Below are 17,967 nucleotides of genomic sequence, written 5' to 3' on the forward strand. Positions count from 1 at the left end.
ATCACGCTTCCCGGGTAGGATCCGCGCTGTCGCCTTGAAATTCGGGGGCAACCGTCGTGTTCGTACCGGTTTGTGTCCCGCTGCCAGCCAAAATCGCCTGGACCCAGGCGGGGACGCCATCTGCGGCCACCGTGGCCGCGCGGGCAGAAGCTAAATCCACCACGCCCTGCGGGGCATCACCCATCGCGACCGAAAGGTGAGCCCACTGCAGCATCTGCGCATCGTTCCAGCCATCCCCAAAAGAGATTGTCCCCAACTGGGGCAAACCTAGGGTCTGACGCAAGGTCTCAAGGGCGGATGCTTTAGAGACACCCTTAGGTCCAATATCCACCCAGGAGGTCCAGCCGATTGCACACTCCACCATGTCCAGCTTCGCGGCGGCTACCGCCTGCTCAAACTCCGCTAGGGTCATCTGCGGGGCGCGAGCAATCGCGCGCACCACCGGCTCATCCAACAGGTCCGCCAGCGGGGCCACCACCTGCTGCCCGGTCAGCTCCCCCACCGGGAAAGGCCGGTTCACCTTAAAGCACTTGCCGGTGATCTCCACGCCGAAAATCATGTCCGGAACGACTCGCTCCAAAGCCAACAGGGCCTCACGCGGCACAAAATCGACCCGATCCACAATCCGGTACTCAAAAGGCTCCACCGAATCCAACTGGATCGTCACGGCCCCATTAGCGCACACCAGGTAATCGCCCGGCTGCGCTAGTTGCTTCGAAATGGACTGGACAGCCACCGGTCCCCGACCCGACGCGATTACTACTTTCGCGCCCCGGTCCCGCAGGTCCTTCACAGCCTGCTTCATTCGGGGCGAGGTCGTCCCATCCGCCTGCAGAATAGTCCCGTCAATATCTAGGGCTACCAGCAGTTGGCTGGCATCCACCCGCCCATCAGTAGTCGTAGGCAGCGGTTCGTGGACGGTCTGGAAGTGTGCCAGTTCAGCTTCAGCGTGCTCAACAAGTTCCGCGAAAGTCCCGACCGGCACGCCGGGCGGCAATTCGTGCGCTTCCGGGGCCGGGCGGGTAATCGGTTCGTTAAGGTGCTGCTCGAAGCTGCTCAAGAAACCTCCCAGTTGTGGGGGTTCAGGCCTGCGGGTGCAGAACTTCGCGACCACCAAGGTACGGGCGTAGGCCCTCAGGAACGACCACGGAACCATCTTCTAGCTGGTTGTTTTCTAGGATCGCAACTAGCCAGCGGGTGGTAGCCAAAGTACCGTTCAGAGTGGCTACGGTCTGGGTCTTGCCGTCTTCACCGCGGGAACGGACCGACAGGCGGCGTGCCTGGAAGGTGGTGCAGTTAGAAGTAGAAGTAACTTCCATCCAGCGTTCCTGGGTGGGTAGCCAAGCTTCGCAGTCGAACTTACGGGCGGCAGAAGAACCAAGGTCACCGGCCGCAGTGTCAATGACACGGTAGGGCAGGCCTACCTTACCTAGCATTTCTTCTTCCCAAGCTAGTAGACGCTGGTGTTCTTCAGCGGCCTCTGCCGGGTCGCAGTAGCTGAACATTTCAACCTTGTTGAACTGGTGCACGCGGATAATGCCGCGGGTATCACGACCGGCAGAACCAGCCTCGCGACGGTAGCAGGTGGACCAGCCGGCGTAACGCTTCGGGCCATCAGACAGGTCGATGATTTCATCCTTGTGGTAGCCAGCCAAGGCAACCTCGGAGGTACCGGTCAGGTACAGGTCATCGGTGGGTAGGTAGTAGATTTCGTCGGCGTGTGCTCCCAGGAAGCCGGTGCCGCCCATGATTTCGGGGCTGACCAAGGTGGGGGTGGTCAGGGCGGTGAAGCCAGCGGACTCGGCCAGGTCTAGGGCGCAGGTCAGCATGGCCAGCTCTAGGCGAGCACCAATGCCCTTCAGGTAGTAGAAGCGGGTGCCGGAAACCTTCGCGCCACGCTTCATGTCGATCGCGTCTAGGCCTTCAGCTAGTTCTAGGTGGTCCTTCGGGGTGAAACCTTCGGCGGCAAAATCGCGCACGGTCGGGCCTTCGTGGCGCAGGACGACGTAGTCTTCCTCGCCGCCAGCGGGGGCGCCCTCGACGATGTTCTGTAGCTGCATCGCCAGGGTCTCTAGGTCCTTTACGGCCTGGTCTGCTTCTGCCTCGGCGGCCTTTACCTGGCCGGCCAGTTCCTTAGCTTCGGCGAGGATCGCGGGGCGCTCTTCCTTAGAGGCCTTGCCTACTGACTTGGAGACGTTCTTCTGGGTGGCACGCAGCTCTTCAAACTTGGTGAGGGCGGCGCGACGCTTTTCGTCAGCGTTGAGGATCTGGTCTACAAGTTCCGGGTCGTTCCCGCGGGCAATCTGAGAATCGCGGGCGATCTGCGGATTTTCACGCAAAAGTTTCAGGTCAATCATGGTTCAGAGTGTACCGCTTTTAGGGCTATTTCGGCATGATGGCAGCAGATTTTCTGGCCCGGGTGTGCGCTATGCCGCGTGAATTGTTGACTCTGCGTGGTCATTAGAGGGCAACACGAGCGGCCGCGCAGGACCCTTGGGGTTCTTTTTCGTGTGATTTAACCGCCATTGGGGCAGCTTCTTAGGTAACCTTAGGTTATGGCTGCTTCAACTGCTTTTCTCTGGTCGGTTCCCCTTATTGGTGCGGGCGCACTTAGTGGTGTGCTCGCTTACGCCAAAGCAAAGGTGCTAGGCCCGGAAAATCCGATCTCCCTGTCTTTCGCCACCGGTCACCTCAACGTGGCGCGCGTGATCTACAATCCGGTAAAAATCTCAGACCTGGACCGCTTCCAGGCGGTCTGCAAGGAAGCCGCGCAACGAAACAAGTTTGACCGGGTTGAGTTTGTCCCCACCACCGAGGACGATCCGGGCAGCACCCAGGCTGCCGCCGCCGTTTCCGAGGGCGTAGATCGCGTTATCGCTGCCGGCGGTGACGGGACCGTCCGCCTAGTTGCCGGCGCACTAGCTGGGACCGAGGTCGAATTCGGCATCCTTCCCCTAGGTACCGGAAACCTTTACGCCCGTAACGTCAAAATCCCCATCGATAATCTGGAGGCTTCAGCCCAGGTCGCTTTTGGCCGGCAGATTTCGGCCCGCGACATTGCGTGGCTGGAAGCTAGTGACCAGGACACGGCACAGGATGGTCCCCACGATCTGCCGTCCCGCCCAGATTTGGTGGCCCCGATGGCTGATGGTCGCCACCCGTTCTTGGTGATCTCTGGACTGGGTTTTGACGCCCAGATGATGGCTGATACTGATACTCGTTGGAAAGAAAAGATCGGCTGGGGCGCTTATGTTGCCGCCGGTGTAAAACACGCTTTCGATGATCGCCTACACGTGACCCTAAGTGTGGATGACGGTCAGACCGTGCGGAAACTATCCGTGAAGTCCCTGTTCTTCGCGAACTGCGGTCGCCTTCCCGGCGGCGCCAATCTGGTGCCCGATGCGCTCTCTGATGACGGCCTGCTAGATATTTGTGCCATGGACGTCCAGAAGGGTGTGATTGGTTGGGCAGCCTTAGGTTTCCAAGTGCTAGCCCAGAACTTTGGCCGGAAGGGTAACGCCAATAAGCTACAGCCCGGCGGCTTGAGCTTCCTGCAGGGCAAGAAGGTTCAGACCAGCACTAAGGTGGCCCGCCCGGTTCAGGTTGATGGTGACCCCATTGGCTCTTATCGTCGACTTTCGATCACGGTTGATCCTGGCGCCCTGAAGGTTGCTTGCCCGGTGGAGGATCGCTCTTGACCGCTGCTGACGCGGGTCAGCCAACCACCGACGTTCCAGAGCGGTTAGGTCAATTCCTGACTAATCACTACTATGCGGAACAGCTCCGTGAAGTCCTTGAGGTTCCTGCCCGCCCGGCCAGCTATCAACCCTGGCCTGAGTGGGTTCCGGATAGTATCCGCGATCTTTATGCCACTCAGGGTGTGGACCAGCCTTGGGCTCATCAGGCCCAAGCCGCTCAGGCGCTTCATGATGGTCAGCCCGTAGTCCTTTCTACCGGTACGGGGTCTGGAAAATCTTTGGCTGCTTGGCTGCCGATTCTTTCTGACTTGGCCACACTGGGTGGGCCCGAGCTTAATCGGATTTCACTGGTTTCTCGTCGTCCTACCGCCCTGTACCTATCCCCTACTAAGGCCTTGGCTGCTGACCAGCTGAACAGTTTGCAGCAACTCCTAGCCCACAATCCGGCTTTGGGCGTGCGGGTAACCACCGCGGATGGTGATACGCAGCGGGAGTTAAAGCAGTGGTCCCGGGCGCACGCGGACCTGGTGATTTCGAACCCGGATTATATTCACCATGCGATGCTGTCCAACCATGGCCTGTGGACGCGCTTTTTAAGTTCACTGCGCTACCTGATCATTGATGAGCTGCACTCATACCGGGGTGTGGCTGGTGCACATATGGCGCTGGTGGTTCGCCGCCTTTTGCGGGTGGCCCGCCACTATGGGGCCCAGGTTTCGGTGATTGCCCTTTCGGCTACCTCAGCGGATCCGGCAGGGGTGCTGGCTCGTTTCCTTGGGATTGACCAGCAGCAGGTAGTTTCTGTGAGCGAGGATGGTTCGCCCGCTGGGGTGAGGCGTCTTTTCTTGTGGCAACCGGCCCTGTTAGGGGCTGCTGGGGTGGCCACGAATGAGACCCCGGCACCGGCGGTTTCTCAGGTTGCCGGCGCAGATCCCTGGGAAGTTCCAGCCCCGGCACTTTCAGAAGAAGTCTCTGGGACAGACCCGGGCGTTACTTCAGAGCCTGACGCGGAACAACCTCTTGCCCCGGAGTTGGCTTTTCAGCGTCGCGCGGTGACCACTGAGGCGGCACATCTTTCGGCCGAGTTTGTGCGCCTGGGGGCCCGCTCTTTGACCTTCGTGCGTTCCCGGTACGCGGCCGAGCAAGTCGCACAGGTGACCCGCCGTCTGCTGGATTTTACGGACCCAGAGTTGGCGCCTTTGGTGGCCGCTTATCGTGGTGGTTTCCTACCTGAGGAGCGGCGTGAACTGGAGGATCTGATTCGCCGCGGGAAGCTACGTTCGCTTTCTACGACTAATGCTTTGGAATTGGGGATTGACCTGTCTGCTTTGGATGCGACGATTACGGCCGGTTGGCCGGGCACACGGGCGTCCCTGTGGCAGCAGTCGGGTCGTTCGGGACGTGCGGGTCGTGATGGCGTTTCGGTTTTTGTGGCCGCAGAAGACCCGTTGGATCAGTATTTTTTGGATCATCCACAGGAGCTTTTGGACCCACCGGAACCGACCGCTTTTGAGGTTTCTAACCCGTTTGTTTTGGGTCCGCACCTGTGTGCGGCGGCGGCTGAGTTGCCGCTGACGGAGGCAGATTTTGGGGTCTTTGGTTTTGCCGGTTCAGGTCCGGCTGATTCCCCGCAGGCGGGTGCCGAGTTTTTGGCGAAGATGGTTGCAGCTGGCTGGTTGTCGAAGCGTCCGGCGGGCTGGTTTTGGAACGCGACTTTGGGCGTGCGCGCCCACGATTTAGCTGATTTGCGGGGCATGGGCACACAGGTGCAGGTGGTGCTGGAGGATTCTGGTCAGGTGATTGGCCAGGTGGATCAGGCGTCGGCGCAGAATCTGGTTCATCCGGGTGCTATCTATGTGCATCAGGCGAAGCTCTTTGAGGTGCAGTCTTTGACGGATGAGGTGGCGATTGTGCGTCCTTATCGGGGGGATTTGCGGACGCGTCCTTCGGAGCATGTTTCGGTTGAGGTGCTGCAGGTCGAGGATGAGTTTTCCACTCATGATGGTCTGGTTCGTTGGCATTTTGGCACGGTTAATGTCATTACGGAGACGACGGATTACGATATTTTGCGTGTGCCGGGCATGGTGTTTGTGGCTAATCGTCGTTTGAGTTTGCCGCCGCGCATTTTGGAGACGAAGTCGGTTTGGTGGACGGTTGATCCGTCTGTGCCGAAGTCTTTGGGGATTGATCCGGCGGTGCTGCCTGGTTCCCTACATGGGGCGGAGCATGCTTTGATTGGGATTTTGCCGCTTTTGGCTTCTTGTGATCGTTGGGATTTGGGTGGTTTGTCTACGGATTTGCATCCGCAGACGGGTTTGCCCACGGTGTTTGTTCATGATGCGGTTGCTGGTGGTGCCGGTTTTGCGCGGGCCGCTTTTGAGCAGGCGCGGGCGTGGGTGATTCGGACTGGTTCTGCGGTGGCTGATTGTTCTTGTGATGGCGGTAAGGATGATCTGGGTTCTAATGGTTGTCCGCGCTGTGTGCAGTCACCTAAGTGTGGGAATCGGAATGAGCCTTTGGATCGGGCGGGGGCGGCTCGTCTACTTCGGTATCTGGCTCTGGGCTTGGATCCGCAGACCAGCCAGGATGTTGAGTGACCTTTTTGAGGTTTGCTTCGGGGCTGGGTGCTAAACAGAGGGCTTTGGCTTGGGCGTTTAGCTCGATTTGGTAGCCCATTAGGCTTGTGTTTTGGCTGGTTTTTAGGTTAAGGACTAGGTTTTCTTGACCGGGCCAGGGTATTTGTTCACAAGTGTTGATCTTGAGTTCTGGGTGCTGTTTGGCAATGTTTTCGCAGGTGGTTTTTAGGGGCTGGAATTGGCTTTGGCAGGCTTGTTCTAGGGCGGCGTTTTCGGTTTGGTTCTGGACTTTCGCTTGGGTTCGGTTGAACTTGGCGAAGGCGATTAGGCTGCTGCTTAGGCTGATTGCTATTACGCTCACGCCCAGGGTGCGTAGGGTGCTCATTTTTGGTATTTATTCGCTGGTCGTTTGAGGGGTTTACGTTGGTTTTTCAAGGTTTTGTTGGGGCTATTTTCAGGGTTTTGTAGGGGCTATTTTCAAGGTTTTGTAGCGGCTGGTTTACAGGGTTTTGCGCTTGTTTTTTACCAGGTTGCGCTGACTGTTTTAAGGTTTTGCGTGGGCTGCGGCGGGCAGGATTTGAGCTTGGCAGCTGATGGCCGGTAGGGGCAGGTGGAAGAGGACTCTGGCCGGGTATGTGATAGTAACTTCGTTTCCGTTTATTTCCTGCCGGTAGGGTGTGGGGATTGATGGTTTCACTGGTGCCGTCACGTGTTGGCTTTGGGCGTTTTGGCTCAGGGTGTATTGGCGGGCTACCTGATTGGCTAGTTGGCAGGTTTTTCCTTGAATAATGGCGGCTTTCCCTGCTGTTAGGATCATCATTAGCGCCAGGATGATAACGGGGATGGTCAGGGCGGTTTCGACACTGACCATCCCCTGTTCTTTGGTTTTCATGGTTCGTTTTTCAGAGTTCAGGGCCTGGTTTAGACTGAGAAGGCCTGTTTGAAAAGTTTGGTGATCATGTCCCGGAAGGTCGCTGATTTTGCGAAGGCTAGTAGTGCCCCGGCAATGGCGGCGGCCGCTAGGGTACCGATCGCATATTCGGCAGTGGACATTCCGGCTTCATTGGATTCACCGACTCGTTTTTGGGCTAGTTGCTGCAGGGCCACTTGGGCGGCGCAGTACTGGGTGAGGGCGAATTTCTTCAACTGTTTCATGGTTTTCCTTTCTTTCTTTTGGTTTTGAAATTTTTGATGCGTGGCGTATTCCCGCTGGAAGTCTTCGTGGGTCGTATTGTCTTACCAGCTTCAGCCTTTAAAGAGGGCAATAACTGCTGGGGCTACGCCTAGCAGCATGAAGGCTGGCAGGTAGCAAAGACCCAGCGGCAGCGTGATTTTTACGCTGAGTTTTTCGATTAAAACTTCAGCGGCCTCTTGTCGTTGCTGTTCACTGCTGTTTTGTAGTGCTACTAGAGCTCCGTCAGCTTTCTGGCCACTAAGCCAAGATGGCTCTAAGGCCTGTTTGAGTTCCTGCAGTCTTTCCGGGGGATCTTTCCCAAAGCCAAGTCGTTTTAGTATCCGACTACCCGGCAGGCGCTCCGCTGTTTTAGCGGCCTCAGGCTCTAAGAAGTCTTTGGCGTACCGGTAGAGTTCGGGGATTTCCGTATGCTGGCCCAAGATCTTTAGGGCACTGGGGATTGGAAGCCCGGCCTGCAGGGCACTGACAGTCAACTGGCAAAGATCGCTTAGGTAGTAGGGTCCGTAATCCTTCTGTCCCAGTGCTTCCCTAGTACTGCGGATTAGCGCCCTGGTCCAACCCCATCCCAGCAGTATGAGGGACCCACCAAGAGTTAGCAGGTAGGGGCCGATTCCTTTTATTAGTTCGGGCAGGATTTCAATCCCCACCAGATGGGCCGCCAAAATCCCTAGAAGCGGCAGGGCTGCCAGGATTTTCGCGCTCAAGGCTGGGCCCGCTAGGCGGCTGGCGGTTAAGGCTTCCAGCTGTCGGCGCTTGACCACCTCGGCTTGAAGTTTCCGCAGGTTTGCCGCTAGTTCAAGACCCGTTCTTTCGCTAATTTCCCAGTAGACTTTCGCCGCGGCCCGCCAGTGGGAAGACTGGTTTTCCGCGAGTAGTTTGTCCATTACCGTAGCTGGGTTCTGTCCCGCTTCCAGGGCGGCTATTGCTAACACTAGGGGCTGTTCTTCAGCGTTCTGTACCCGCTTTGAGCGCCAGATTTTTCGCCCCGGGCGACTTATGTTGCTTTGGCCCGACGTGGTCAGGTTCAGTCGACCGCGCGTTCCCAAGATCCTTTTCACGATAGTTCACCCCAGTCGCGAATCTCTGCCACTCGGCGACCGCCCTCAGCGGTACGTTCCAGCTGAATGACCGTGCATTTGGCACTATCTGCCTGGGCTTTGATGCATTCAGCAGCCATTCCGGCCTGCATTCCTAAACTGACTAACCGCTGGGGTACCTCACTAGCTTGATTAGCATGCAGGGTAGTGATAGACCCTAGATGTCCCGTATTCATGGCAGCCAGTACGTCCACTATTTCTGGGCCTCTTGATTCACCCAGAATGATCCGGTCTGGCCGCATCCGCAGGGCAGCTTTAAGTAGGTCACGAAGACTTACCTCTCCGGCACCTTGGATGTTTTTAGCCCGTTGAAAGAGTCTTACCTGGTGGGGGTGGTTCTGCAGCAGCTCAGCCTGCTCTTCAATGCAGATTAGGCGCTGTTGGGCCGGGCAGGCTGCGATCAGCGCACTTAACAGCGTGGTTTTACCACTGCCGGTACCGCCACTAATAATCAGGTTTTCACGGCTCCGAATCAGTTCCTGCAGGCGTTGTACTTGTGCTTCCTGAAGCATGCCTTTACTTTTCAGGGTGGCCAGGCTCCAAGGGGTTTGGGCTGGTCGCCGCAGGGAGATTGTGGTCCCGGAGCTCAGGGGTGGAATGATGGCGTTAAGGCGCAGTTTTTGCCCCCGGACCTCTACTTGGGCGTCAGCAATCGGGGCCGCTAAATCTAGTCGCGTTTCTGCATGGGCGGTAAGGTAGCGGGCCAACTGGTAGCGTTCAGCCTCGCCAAAATGCCACTTTTTGGCGGCTACTAGCCGACCGGATTTCTCAACCCAAGTGCCATCTGGGTTCAGCAGGATATCGGTAACTTCCGGGTCCACGACCATGGTGCTGAGTTCCCCAATGAGCTCATTGACTGACCGATTCGCTGAAGGTTCTGGGTGGGCAGCTGCGCCAACCACCCTGGTACCACCAATTACGCGGTCGAAGACTTTCGATCCCTCATCAGTGATACTAGCAAGACCTACGCCTGAAGCGACTGAGCCCTCAGTACTCTCTGGGGCTAATAGGTCGATTACCGGTTGCCGCTTAGCGTCCCGCGGTCGTCTGAATAGTGCCTGCCGCAGCATCTACCCTCCCTTCAATCACTCAATCACTTCAGGTTCACGAATTGCTCGCGAACCTAGTGATTTGTACTTAGTGATATGAAGATATCGGGCGGCCCTGCCCGCGCTCCCCTACCTAGGGTTCAACTTGTGGATTAATGCCCCTGTGGAAACTTACTTAAAGCCGTCCCACGGTTTACCCCCGTAGGTTGCCTGCGCCATGATCTGCGCATGCTCCACCCCGGTCTTTACCGCCTGCGCATAGTAGCGTAGCCAGTTCAAAACCCCCTCAGGGCCGCCCCGGTGATACTCCTCCAGCGCGGTCCGATACTCCTGCGGATTAACCGCCGGCCGAGCTTGATACAGCACAATCCCGGTAGGTTCCACGCCCGCCTGATTGAGCACTAGTCTCCCTAAAGTCATGCCGTTAGCAGCACCCGCCTGCCAAGTTAGGGCAGCTTCCAAGTTGTCCTCTTGGCGGGTACTTAAGGGAGCGGCCTCGGCGGCAATTAGGGCGGCGCGAATCAAAGCCGGCCCGGAACTTTCCAGCAGGGCCAGGATGGTCCCTAAGGTCCGCTCCGACCAGCCAAAGTTGGCGAATCCCGGGAAGGTTGACTCCCAATTTCGGGATAGTTCCGCTAATACCTGGGGGGCGGGCCTCGTTACCCGCCGAGGGGGCGTCACCCCTTTAGGTAGGTTCAGCGGCGGTAGTAGGTTGTCCAGGTGCGCATAGTTCCGCCACTGGGTAAGCGCGTAGGTTTCGGCGATCGTCTGGGCGGCGGCCGGGTTCGCTAGTTGCTTGCGTAGCACCATGGCGTCAACTACCAGGCCGGCGGTTTTCGCGGCATAGACCGCGTTTAGGATATTCGCTTCGGCGCGGATCGCGGGCCAGTTATTTCGTAGTGGTTGGCTAAAGCGCAGGGCAGAGAACAGCGCGCCGAGTTCCTGTTCAGGTAGCTCAGCGCGCTGTTGAAGGATCTCTAGACTTTTAGCTAGTTCCAACGGGTTAGCTCAGTTTGAGTACTTTTCGATGCTCTGACGTAGCTCTTCGCGACGGCGGCCATTCTTACGGGCACCGTGGGCACCAATCGCCAAGAAGATACCTAGGACGCCAGCGGCGGTCATCAGGCCGGTGTTCACGGACCAATCCCAGCTATCGGCCACGCGGCGGCCAACTTCACCGAAGCCAGAGACGTAGTCGCGAGCGGTGGTGTAGAAGTCCTTGACCACGTCAATGCGGACGTAGTAGGCGGCGCTGGCAACCAGCAGCAGGATCGAACCGATCCACTGTCCTAGGGTGGACCAGCGGCTAGATAGCAGGATGAATCCGCCTAGTAGTAGACCAAGGCCTAGCTGGATTAGGCCCATGACGTGGTAGCCGGTAACGCCGTACTGTTCGGTCATGCCGTTGATAGCTAGCAGCCAAGCAACGGGGGTCAGGATTAGACCGATGAAGAAGCTCCAGGCGTGTGCGGAGGCACGGCCGGGCATTTCGCTCACGAAGGAGGCGTCGGCGAAGAGGTCACGGTCGACTTCTTTTTCGGCTTCGGCTTTAACTTCGCGGGTTTCGGCCGGTTCCTTAACGGGAGTGACAACCTGGGTGCGTTCTACGCTCTTGGGTTCATCAGCTTTGTCGGCACCGGCGACGGCGGCTACGGCTCCTCCGGCGGTGGCTAGGCCCCCAGCAGCGGCAGCAGTAGTGGCGGCAGCAGTAGAGCTGGCAGCTGAGGCAGCCGTGGTTCCGGCGTGAGCGGCATGTGCGGCACCATTGGGGATGGTCGAGGACGCGCCGCCCAGTAGGGATCGGCGGGTCACCATGGTGGTTTCAACCTCGGGTAGTTCAGTGTTTTCACCCTGTACGTGGCCTTCAGCGGCTGCGGTGGCCGCAGCTTCCGGGGCTTCAGCAGCGGGGGCGGCGGTTTCGACAGCACCGGCAACTTCCGTTTCCTGTCCGGCGGAGGTTTCGAAGTGCTCATCGCAGTCGTCGTTTTCGACGGCTACGGGCTTTGCTTCCTCAACGGGTGCTTCCGGCTGGGGGGCCGAGTTAGCAACATTGTCGCAGCCGCAATCGCAGGCTTCCTCATTAGCGCCTTCGGGCTTAAATTCTGGTTCTGCACCCTCGGGGCCTGAGACGTACGCTGCGTCTTCTACCTCAGGTAGCGGGGCAGAGGTGTCACCGTAGATGTTCTCAACACCTTCTTGGCTTTCGGTTACACCCTCTGAGTTCGGGGTGTGCTCGTATTCGCGTTCAGTCATTATTGGCCTTCCGATTGATAGGGGCTTTGCTTGCAAACATAGCGGAAATAGCGCGTTTTTATAGTTCACGCGCCGATTTTTCCCAATCTGTTAGGTGTTTTTCAGGACTTTCTTCCTGTTTTTACGGTTTTTCTGCCAGTTTTTCAGTTTTTGGGTCATTCGTGGACCCCAATTTGGGGACATAGACTCCACAGGGGACAGTTTCCACAATCAGGCTGGCGCGAGTGGCAGATGGCGCGCCCGTGGTCGATGATCTGGTGGCAGGCCTTGGTCCACGTTTCCTTTGGCAGTACCTGTTGAATGTCCAGTTCAGCCTTTTTGGGGTCGGTTTCTTTCGTCCAACCCCATCGTCTAGCTAAACGGCCCACGTGGGTATCAACCGTGATGGCGGGTTGTCCAAAGCAGTTACCTAAGACCACGTTCGCGGTTTTTCGCCCCACCCCGGGCAGGGTTTCTAGCGCTTTGCTGGTTTCGGGGACGCTCCCCTGGTATTCGTGGACTAGGGCGTCACCAAGTTTTTTGAGCTGACTTGAGCGCCGGTTACCGAAGCCAAGTGGTTTGACTAGGGCTAGCAGGTCTTCGGGGTCACCGGCCGCTAGAGACTCTGGATCGGGGTATTTTTCAAAGAGGGCGGGCGTTATCTGGTTTACCCGCTGGTCGGTAGTTTGTGCAGAGAGGACCGTGGCTACTAGCAGTTGGAAGGGCCCCTCATGCTGTAAGGCGCAGCTGGCATTGGGGTAGAGGTTTTGCAGTTCGGCAAAGAGTTCTGCCTTTTTCGAGGGGGCTGGCTCGACTCCCTTTTTCACCTTAGAGGATTGGGTGGGCTCGGTTTTCTTCTGGCTGCTGGTCATGTTTTTAGGATAACTGCCGGTCAATTTTTAGGATAACTGGGAGTCAATATTTTTGAATGTGTTTGAAAAGTCGTTGACGTGCCCTAGTGGTGTTCCGATAGAATGAGTAGTGTTACACGCGAATGAATTACGCTGTTTGTAAAACTTTGTTACCAATTGTGCCCGGTGTTATCGCTACTAGGCACCAGATTCCTGTATCGTGGAGTTAACCACTAATGGGAGGAAGGACTCACATGGAAAACGTTATTGCTCAGGTACCGCTATTCGCGGGACTATCTGAGGAAGATCAGTCTACCTTGCGTTCCATGATGGGCAATATTGCACTGCGTCGCGGTGAAGTACTGTTCCACGAGGGCGACGAAGGTAAGCGCTTCTACATTTTGGTCGAGGGCAAACTAAAGCTCGGCCACTCGTCACCTGATGGTCGCGAGAATCTACTAGCCATCATTGGCCCCGGTGAAGTTCTAGGTGAACTTTCACTATTCGATCTAGGTGCGCGCTCAACCACCGCTACCGCGATCTCTCCGTCTAAGCTGCTCTACCTAGAGCACAATGACATGGTCAAGTTCATTGAGAGCCACCCGGGATTGGCAATGCACATGCTACGTGCCCTAGCCATCCGTCTACGTCGCACCAATGAAACTCTTGCCGACCTAGTCTTCTCTGACGTTCCCGGCCGTGTTGCTAAGGCCCTGCTAGACCTAGCTGAGCGCTTTGGTTCCCGCGTTGAAGATGGCATTCACGTGCCTCACGATCTAACCCAGGAAGAACTAGCCAAGCTAGTTGGCGCTTCCCGTGAAACCGTCAACAAGTCCCTAGCCGAGTTCGTTTCCCGTAACTGGATTCGTCTAGAGGGACGCGCAGTAACCCTGCTGGACGTTGAACGTTTGAAGCGTCGCGCTCGCTGAAGCTAGCCCGCTAAAAGCGCATTCGCCAGCCTTAAGCGCTGACGATCAACGTAGTTAAACGTTGAGGCCGCCTAGGATTTCCTAGGCGGCCTCTTTTTTTATTCGATTCAGTCTTCGATTGGACGCTTGAAGTAGGCGACCGGGTTATCGGTGCCGGCGGGGCCGGGGATAATCTGGACAAGTTCCCATCCCTGTGAGCCCCACTGATCTAGGATCTGCTTGGTGGCGTGGATGAGCAGCGGTACGGTTACATATTCCCATTTAGTCATGTTTGTCATGATAGTGGGATTAGACCAAAATTGTCGATTTTCCAGAAATTTAGGATTTTAGTCCCAGAAAATGTGTCAAGTGACTGTCAATCGATACCATTTTTGGGCTGCGAAGATGAACCCGTGTACTTCTGGTTCTGCCCCCTTCTTAGGAAGCGATAAATAGCTGGATCGCGGGGTTCACGTAGTCGACGCGCCAAAGGATCATCAGAGCGGCGCAGCCACTCTGCCCAGCGACTCTGCTCTGGCTGACTACGTAACAAGACGCGACGTTCTCTTTCGGTAAGGCCGCCCCAAACGCCATAATTCATGCCTTCTTCTAGCGCCTGTGCCAGACAATGCATGCGGACTGGGCAGTCAAAACAAATCTCGCGGATGGCTTTTTGCTCTGCATTATTTGCGAATAAGCTATCCGAATGGGTCGGAGCGCAGCGTGCGTAACGCTCCCAGCATCGTGCATTTGGTTCGTTCATAATTTCAACCGTCCTGATTTGACAAATCAAATCGTATTGCGAACGTACACACTTTCCAGCATTTTGTCCAATTGGGAACGCCGGTAACGCTAAGTAAGCAAATCCAAAGTAGTCTATATGCATGAGTAGAAGCAATAAGCAAAAATCAACTCCCAGTCAGCTACTAGGATTCTTCGCTCTATTCCTAGCCTTGTGCGCGACTTTGGGATTGGTGCTTTCCGGCCTGCTAATGCCGGTGGCCGCCACCGTCGGTATTACCGCACGCGCCGCGACCGACTCTTTTACTTCACTGCCTGATGACTTCGAAATCCTAGAGCCTTCTGAACAGTCCGTCATCCTAGCTTCAGATGGCACTCAGTTGGCCCGCTTCTACGCTGAAGACCGCATTATCGTGCCCGAAGATAAGATCTCTCAGGACATGAAAAATGCCATTGTTGCGGTCGAAGATCGCCGCTTCTACCAGCACCATGGCGTTGACGGCCAAGGTATTATCCGCGCCTTTTTTACCAATATCTCTAAGGGTAATACCCAGGGTGCTTCGACTTTGACCCAGCAGCTGGTTAAGAACACGCTGATCGAAAACGGCCTGCAGAACAATGACCAAGCTGCCATCATGCGCGCTCAGGAACCCACCATTGGCCGTAAGATTCGCGAAATGAACTATGCGCTGGCCCTAGAAAAGCGCTGGTCTAAGAAGGAGATCTTGGCCCGCTACCTAAACATCGCCCCCTTCGGTTCAAATGTTTACGGGGTCGAGGCAGCCTCCCTACTTTACTTTTCTATTCACGCCAAGGACCTCAATAAGTCCCAGGCGGCACTACTTGCTGGTATTACCCAGTCACCGGTGGCCTACGATCCGCTACGCAACCCCCAACTAGCCGAAAAGCGACGCAATGTCGTGGCTTCTCGCATGTTGGGCGAAAAGTTCATTACCAAAGCGGAATACGACCAGATTGTCGCCACCCCCGTCAAAGATATCCTTAAGCCTTCCAAGCGCCAGACCGGTTGTGCCGCCGCCGGAAATGCGGCCTATTTCTGCCGCCTAGGCCTAGCCCAGATTATGAACTCGGACCTAGTGGGAAATACGATTGCAGAACGTCGCAAGCTACTGATGCGCGGCGGCATTACCATCACCACCACTCTAGATCCTCGCATCCAGAAGGCCGCCTACGAAGCCATCACTAAGCAGGTTCCCGTGGGTGATCCCTCTGGCTTTAAGATTGCCGTCACCGCAATCCAGCCGGGCACCGGCAATATCTTGGCAATGGCTCAAAATACTAACTTTGGTCCTGCCACCGCAAAGGATCCGGGCTCTGACTACGTCTCTTACAACTCCGGCATGGCCGGCGGTGGCGGCCTAGGTCGCCAGCCCGGTTCATCCTTCAAGCCCATGACTATGGGTGCCTTCTTTGAAGCTAACCACGGCGGGTACGACCTAGCCGGCGGTAAATACAACTGGGGCCCCCGAGACTTCATCTCTACCTGCCCCGAAGCTGGCGTCGGTGCCGAGCACACCTACGCTAACCTGGGCGGCATAAGCCCGGCAAAGACCACCGTCCTGAAGGGCCTAAACTGGTCAATCAACACCACCTTCCTAGGGATGGCTGCCCAGGTCCACGACCTCTGTAAGATCCGAGACTTCGCGATCCGGGCGGGCGCGGTAGACGGTACCGGACAGATTAACGGCTTTACGCCCTCGTCAGTCTTGGGTACGAACTCGGTACCCCCGCTCAATATGGCGAACGCCTACGCTACTTTCGCGGCTTCCGGTAAACGCTGCCAGCCACGCGCAATCCTCGAAATCAAGGACCGCAACGGCAAGCTCATCGCCAAGACCGAACCCAAGTGCGAACAGACCATCGACCCGATGGTCGCTAAGAAGATGGCCCGCATGTTGAACATGAACAATGACTTCTACAAGAGTCAGGGTTACGCCAACGCGGGTCGACCGGCCGCCTCAAAGACCGGTACTACCAACAACGCTTCTGACGCTTGGCTAGTTGGTTTTACCCCGCAGATTGCCTCCGCGGTCTGGATGGGTAACCCCAAGGGCCTGATCGCCATGCATAATGTGCGCGTCAACGGTCGCTTCTACGACTGGGTTTACGGTTCCACCATTCCCGCTGCGGCCTGGGCAGACTTCATGCGCAATGCCAACGCTCCTTGGCCAATCCAGAACTTCGATCAGGTCAATGTGGGCGGCCCGAAGAAGATCGTTCCGGGAAAGCCCGCAAAGGACAAAAAATCGGACAAGAAGAAACCCGAAACCGCACCAAAACCGGAACCTAAACCGGCCGCCCCAGCGAAGCCTAAAAACTAACCTGTTCGGGTGAGATAGTGACTTCAACTGCCTCAAAACTCGTCCGCTATGCGGGTATCACCCTGGGTTTAGGGGTGGCCTCTGCGGCCTCCCTCTATGCGGGAGGAACCTGGGCTCGCAAGCGCCCTCGGGTTGAAGTTCGTCGCTGGCACACGGGCAAACTAAGCACGCCCCTGAAGGTGCTGCACGTCGCGGACCCGCACTTGGGAAAGAGCGACCAGTGGCTGAAAGCCTTTATGCAAAGCCTGGCCGCGCTGGATCCCGACCTAGTAGTGTCTACCGGGGATAACTTTGGTGATGTTGGCGTCGTGGAGGACCTGAAGGAAGCCTACGCTCCCCTACTGCAGTTTCCGGGCGTCTTCGTTTACGGTTCGAATGACTACTATTCGCCTAAGCCCAAAGCTTGGTACCGTTACCTGTTCCCGCACCTACCGGCTCCGAAACGTAATGTCCCGGACTTGCCGTACCAGGAGCTAACGGATTTCTTGACCTCGGCCGGGTGGAGTGAGCTCTATAACCGCACACAGGTGCTGGATTTTTCCGGGGGCATGAAGGTGTCTGTCACGGGTACGGCGGACGCGCATATCAAGCGTGACCGTCTAGCTGAGTTGGGTCCGCTACCGCAGGCGGATTTCCATCTGGGGGTGACTCATGCTCCCTATCAGCGGATTTTGAATGCTTTCCGTGATCGTAAGGTGGATCTGACTTTTGCTGGGCACACTCATGGTGGGCAGTTCTGTCTGCCTAATGGTGAGGCTTTGGTGACTAACTGCGATTTGCCTAGGCCGCTGGCTTCGGGGGCTTTTGATTGGCTTCCGGCACAGGAAGGCGAGCTTGCTTTTGTTTGTCATCCCGAGTCGGCGTCTTTGCCGGTTGGCGCTGATTTAGGGGCCTTCCGGGAGGCTTTGGAGGCGGCTACTGGTTCGTCCGTGCCGTCCGTACCGGATTTGCTTCCTCAGGGGGCGATGCGGGTTTATATTTCGCCGGGTTTGGGGACGTCTAAGTTTGCTCCGTTGCGTTTCTTTTGCCCGCCGACGGCGACCTTGTGGTTGCTTTCTTGAGTCTTTGACTTTTTCCGAGGGCGTTTTTAGAGACTGTTATTACAGCGCCTGATTTTGCCTTGGGGTTAGTTTTCGCTATACTTGAGCAGTCTACTGGCCAACGGTTAGTTTACTTTCCGGGGTATGGCGCAGCTTGGTAGCGCGCTTCGTTCGGGACGAAGAGGCCGCAGGTTCAAATCCTGTTACCCCGACCAGCAATGATCCTGTGACTTTCGGT

At 56.7% G+C, this 17,967-nt stretch carries 17 protein-coding genes and 1 tRNA gene; 6 read left to right on the forward strand and 12 right to left on the reverse strand.

Going from position 1 to position 17,967, the window contains the following annotated elements; genetic code table 11:
* Window position 1 precedes the first annotated feature (1 nt).
* Both BSR28_RS01810 and serS read right to left on the reverse strand, forming a co-directional pair.
* Window positions 2-1,060, reverse strand: a complete 1,059-nt coding sequence (locus BSR28_RS01810; RefSeq protein WP_073713175.1) for an HAD hydrolase family protein — start codon at window positions 1,058-1,060, stop codon at window positions 2-4.
* Window positions 1,061-1,082: 22 nt separating this feature from the next.
* Window positions 1,083-2,357, reverse strand: coding sequence for a serine--tRNA ligase (serS, locus tag BSR28_RS01815; RefSeq protein WP_073708403.1), 1,275 nt, complete (start codon window positions 2,355-2,357; stop codon window positions 1,083-1,085).
* 198 nt (window positions 2,358-2,555) lie between these two features.
* Between serS and BSR28_RS01820 the strand changes: the two genes are divergently transcribed.
* Together BSR28_RS01820 and BSR28_RS01825 are read left to right on the forward strand one after the other, a co-directional pair.
* Window positions 2,556-3,698, forward strand: a complete 1,143-nt coding sequence (locus tag BSR28_RS01820) for a diacylglycerol/lipid kinase family protein (RefSeq protein ID WP_073713176.1) — start codon at window positions 2,556-2,558, stop codon at window positions 3,696-3,698.
* The gene (locus BSR28_RS01825; protein ID WP_083562874.1) at window positions 3,695-6,295 is read left to right on the forward strand and encodes a DEAD/DEAH box helicase; all 2,601 of its coding nucleotides are present in this window, start codon (window positions 3,695-3,697) and stop codon (window positions 6,293-6,295) included. Before BSR28_RS01820 ends, BSR28_RS01825 begins: the two co-directional genes overlap by 4 nt.
* Here BSR28_RS01825 and BSR28_RS08905 read toward each other — a convergent pair.
* From BSR28_RS08905 to nth, 8 genes are all read right to left on the reverse strand, one after another.
* Window positions 6,189-6,659, reverse strand: coding sequence for a hypothetical protein (locus BSR28_RS08905; protein ID WP_143237536.1), 471 nt, complete (start codon window positions 6,657-6,659; stop codon window positions 6,189-6,191). The two genes, BSR28_RS01825 and BSR28_RS08905, sit on opposite strands and share 107 nt — an antisense overlap.
* A 159-nt stretch (window positions 6,660-6,818) precedes the next feature.
* The gene (locus BSR28_RS01835) at window positions 6,819-7,166 is read right to left on the reverse strand and encodes a TadE/TadG family type IV pilus assembly protein (RefSeq protein ID WP_143237538.1); all 348 of its coding nucleotides are present in this window, start codon (window positions 7,164-7,166) and stop codon (window positions 6,819-6,821) included.
* Window positions 7,167-7,195: 29 nt separating this feature from the next.
* Window positions 7,196-7,429: a DUF4244 domain-containing protein gene (locus tag BSR28_RS01840; protein ID WP_083562876.1), complete on the reverse strand. Its 234-nt coding sequence runs from the start codon at window positions 7,427-7,429 to the stop codon at window positions 7,196-7,198.
* Between the two features lie 90 nt (window positions 7,430-7,519).
* Window positions 7,520-8,353, reverse strand: a complete 834-nt coding sequence (locus BSR28_RS01845; protein ID WP_143237540.1) for a type II secretion system F family protein — start codon at window positions 8,351-8,353, stop codon at window positions 7,520-7,522.
* A 170-nt stretch (window positions 8,354-8,523) separates the two neighbouring features.
* Window positions 8,524-9,636: a CpaF family protein gene (locus BSR28_RS01850; protein WP_073713180.1), complete on the reverse strand. Its 1,113-nt coding sequence runs from the start codon at window positions 9,634-9,636 to the stop codon at window positions 8,524-8,526.
* A gap of 150 nt (window positions 9,637-9,786) precedes the next feature.
* Window positions 9,787-10,614: a hypothetical protein gene (locus BSR28_RS01855; RefSeq protein WP_073713181.1), complete on the reverse strand. Its 828-nt coding sequence runs from the start codon at window positions 10,612-10,614 to the stop codon at window positions 9,787-9,789.
* A 9-nt stretch (window positions 10,615-10,623) separates the two neighbouring features.
* The gene (locus BSR28_RS01860) at window positions 10,624-11,868 is read right to left on the reverse strand and encodes a hypothetical protein (RefSeq protein WP_073713182.1); all 1,245 of its coding nucleotides are present in this window, start codon (window positions 11,866-11,868) and stop codon (window positions 10,624-10,626) included.
* Between the two features lie 155 nt (window positions 11,869-12,023).
* Window positions 12,024-12,719: an endonuclease III gene (gene nth / locus BSR28_RS01865; RefSeq protein WP_073708394.1), complete on the reverse strand. Its 696-nt coding sequence runs from the start codon at window positions 12,717-12,719 to the stop codon at window positions 12,024-12,026.
* Between the two features lie 233 nt (window positions 12,720-12,952).
* On the opposite strand from nth, the gene BSR28_RS01870 reads away from it, so the two are divergent.
* Window positions 12,953-13,627 (forward strand): Crp/Fnr family transcriptional regulator, encoded by a 675-nt coding sequence (locus BSR28_RS01870; protein WP_073708393.1) that lies wholly within the window; start codon window positions 12,953-12,955, stop codon window positions 13,625-13,627.
* 107 nt (window positions 13,628-13,734) lie between these two features.
* Here the strand turns inward: BSR28_RS01870 and BSR28_RS01875 are convergent, their stop codons facing one another.
* Entirely contained in the window at window positions 13,735-13,896 is a 162-nt protein-coding gene (locus tag BSR28_RS01875; protein WP_073708392.1) for a DUF4177 domain-containing protein, read from the reverse strand.
* An 86-nt stretch (window positions 13,897-13,982) separates the two neighbouring features.
* Window positions 13,983-14,369 (reverse strand): WhiB family transcriptional regulator, encoded by a 387-nt coding sequence (locus tag BSR28_RS01880; protein WP_073708391.1) that lies wholly within the window; start codon window positions 14,367-14,369, stop codon window positions 13,983-13,985.
* Window positions 14,370-14,490: 121 nt separating this feature from the next.
* On the opposite strand from BSR28_RS01880, the gene BSR28_RS01885 reads away from it, so the two are divergent.
* The 3 genes from BSR28_RS01885 (at window position 14,491) to BSR28_RS01895 (ending at window position 17,944) form a co-directional block, all read left to right on the forward strand.
* Complete coding sequence (locus BSR28_RS01885) at window positions 14,491-16,689, forward strand: transglycosylase domain-containing protein (RefSeq protein WP_073713183.1); 2,199 nt, start codon at window positions 14,491-14,493, stop codon at window positions 16,687-16,689.
* A 17-nt stretch (window positions 16,690-16,706) separates the two neighbouring features.
* The gene (locus tag BSR28_RS01890; protein WP_073713184.1) at window positions 16,707-17,750 is read left to right on the forward strand and encodes a metallophosphoesterase; all 1,044 of its coding nucleotides are present in this window, start codon (window positions 16,707-16,709) and stop codon (window positions 17,748-17,750) included.
* 117 nt (window positions 17,751-17,867) lie between these two features.
* A tRNA-Pro gene (locus BSR28_RS01895) sits at window positions 17,868-17,944 on the forward strand.
* The last annotated feature ends 23 nt before the right edge of the window (window positions 17,945-17,967 follow it).

Origin of the sequence: Boudabousia liubingyangii (genome assembly GCF_001907245.1) — a bacterium.
In the GTDB taxonomy this organism is placed as follows: domain Bacteria; phylum Actinomycetota; class Actinomycetes; order Actinomycetales; family Actinomycetaceae; genus Boudabousia; species Boudabousia liubingyangii.

Excerpts from the sequence above, each read along its gene's own strand:
- BSR28_RS01850 (WP_073713180.1), bottom strand. The coding sequence starts at position 9,636 with ATGCTGCGGCAGGCACTATTCAGACGACCGCGGGACGCTAAGCGGCAA.
- nth (WP_073708394.1), bottom strand. The coding sequence starts at position 12,719 with ATGACCAGCAGCCAGAAGAAAACCGAGCCCACCCAATCCTCTAAGGTG.
- BSR28_RS01820 (WP_073713176.1), top strand. The coding sequence starts at position 2,556 with ATGGCTGCTTCAACTGCTTTTCTCTGGTCGGTTCCCCTTATTGGTGCG.
- BSR28_RS01880 (WP_073708391.1), bottom strand. The coding sequence starts at position 14,369 with ATGAACGAACCAAATGCACGATGCTGGGAGCGTTACGCACGCTGCGCT.
- BSR28_RS01845 (WP_143237540.1), bottom strand. The coding sequence starts at position 8,353 with ATGGACAAACTACTCGCGGAAAACCAGTCTTCCCACTGGCGGGCCGCG.
- BSR28_RS01875 (WP_073708392.1), bottom strand. The coding sequence starts at position 13,896 with ATGACTAAATGGGAATATGTAACCGTACCGCTGCTCATCCACGCCACC.
- BSR28_RS01840 (WP_083562876.1), bottom strand. The coding sequence starts at position 7,429 with ATGAAACAGTTGAAGAAATTCGCCCTCACCCAGTACTGCGCCGCCCAA.
- BSR28_RS01885 (WP_073713183.1), top strand. The coding sequence starts at position 14,491 with ATGAGTAGAAGCAATAAGCAAAAATCAACTCCCAGTCAGCTACTAGGA.
- BSR28_RS01860 (WP_073713182.1), bottom strand. The coding sequence starts at position 11,868 with ATGACTGAACGCGAATACGAGCACACCCCGAACTCAGAGGGTGTAACC.
- BSR28_RS01870 (WP_073708393.1), top strand. The coding sequence starts at position 12,953 with ATGGAAAACGTTATTGCTCAGGTACCGCTATTCGCGGGACTATCTGAG.
- serS (WP_073708403.1), bottom strand. The coding sequence starts at position 2,357 with ATGATTGACCTGAAACTTTTGCGTGAAAATCCGCAGATCGCCCGCGAT.
- BSR28_RS01835 (WP_143237538.1), bottom strand. The coding sequence starts at position 7,166 with ATGAAAACCAAAGAACAGGGGATGGTCAGTGTCGAAACCGCCCTGACC.
- BSR28_RS08905 (WP_143237536.1), bottom strand. The coding sequence starts at position 6,659 with ATGAGCACCCTACGCACCCTGGGCGTGAGCGTAATAGCAATCAGCCTA.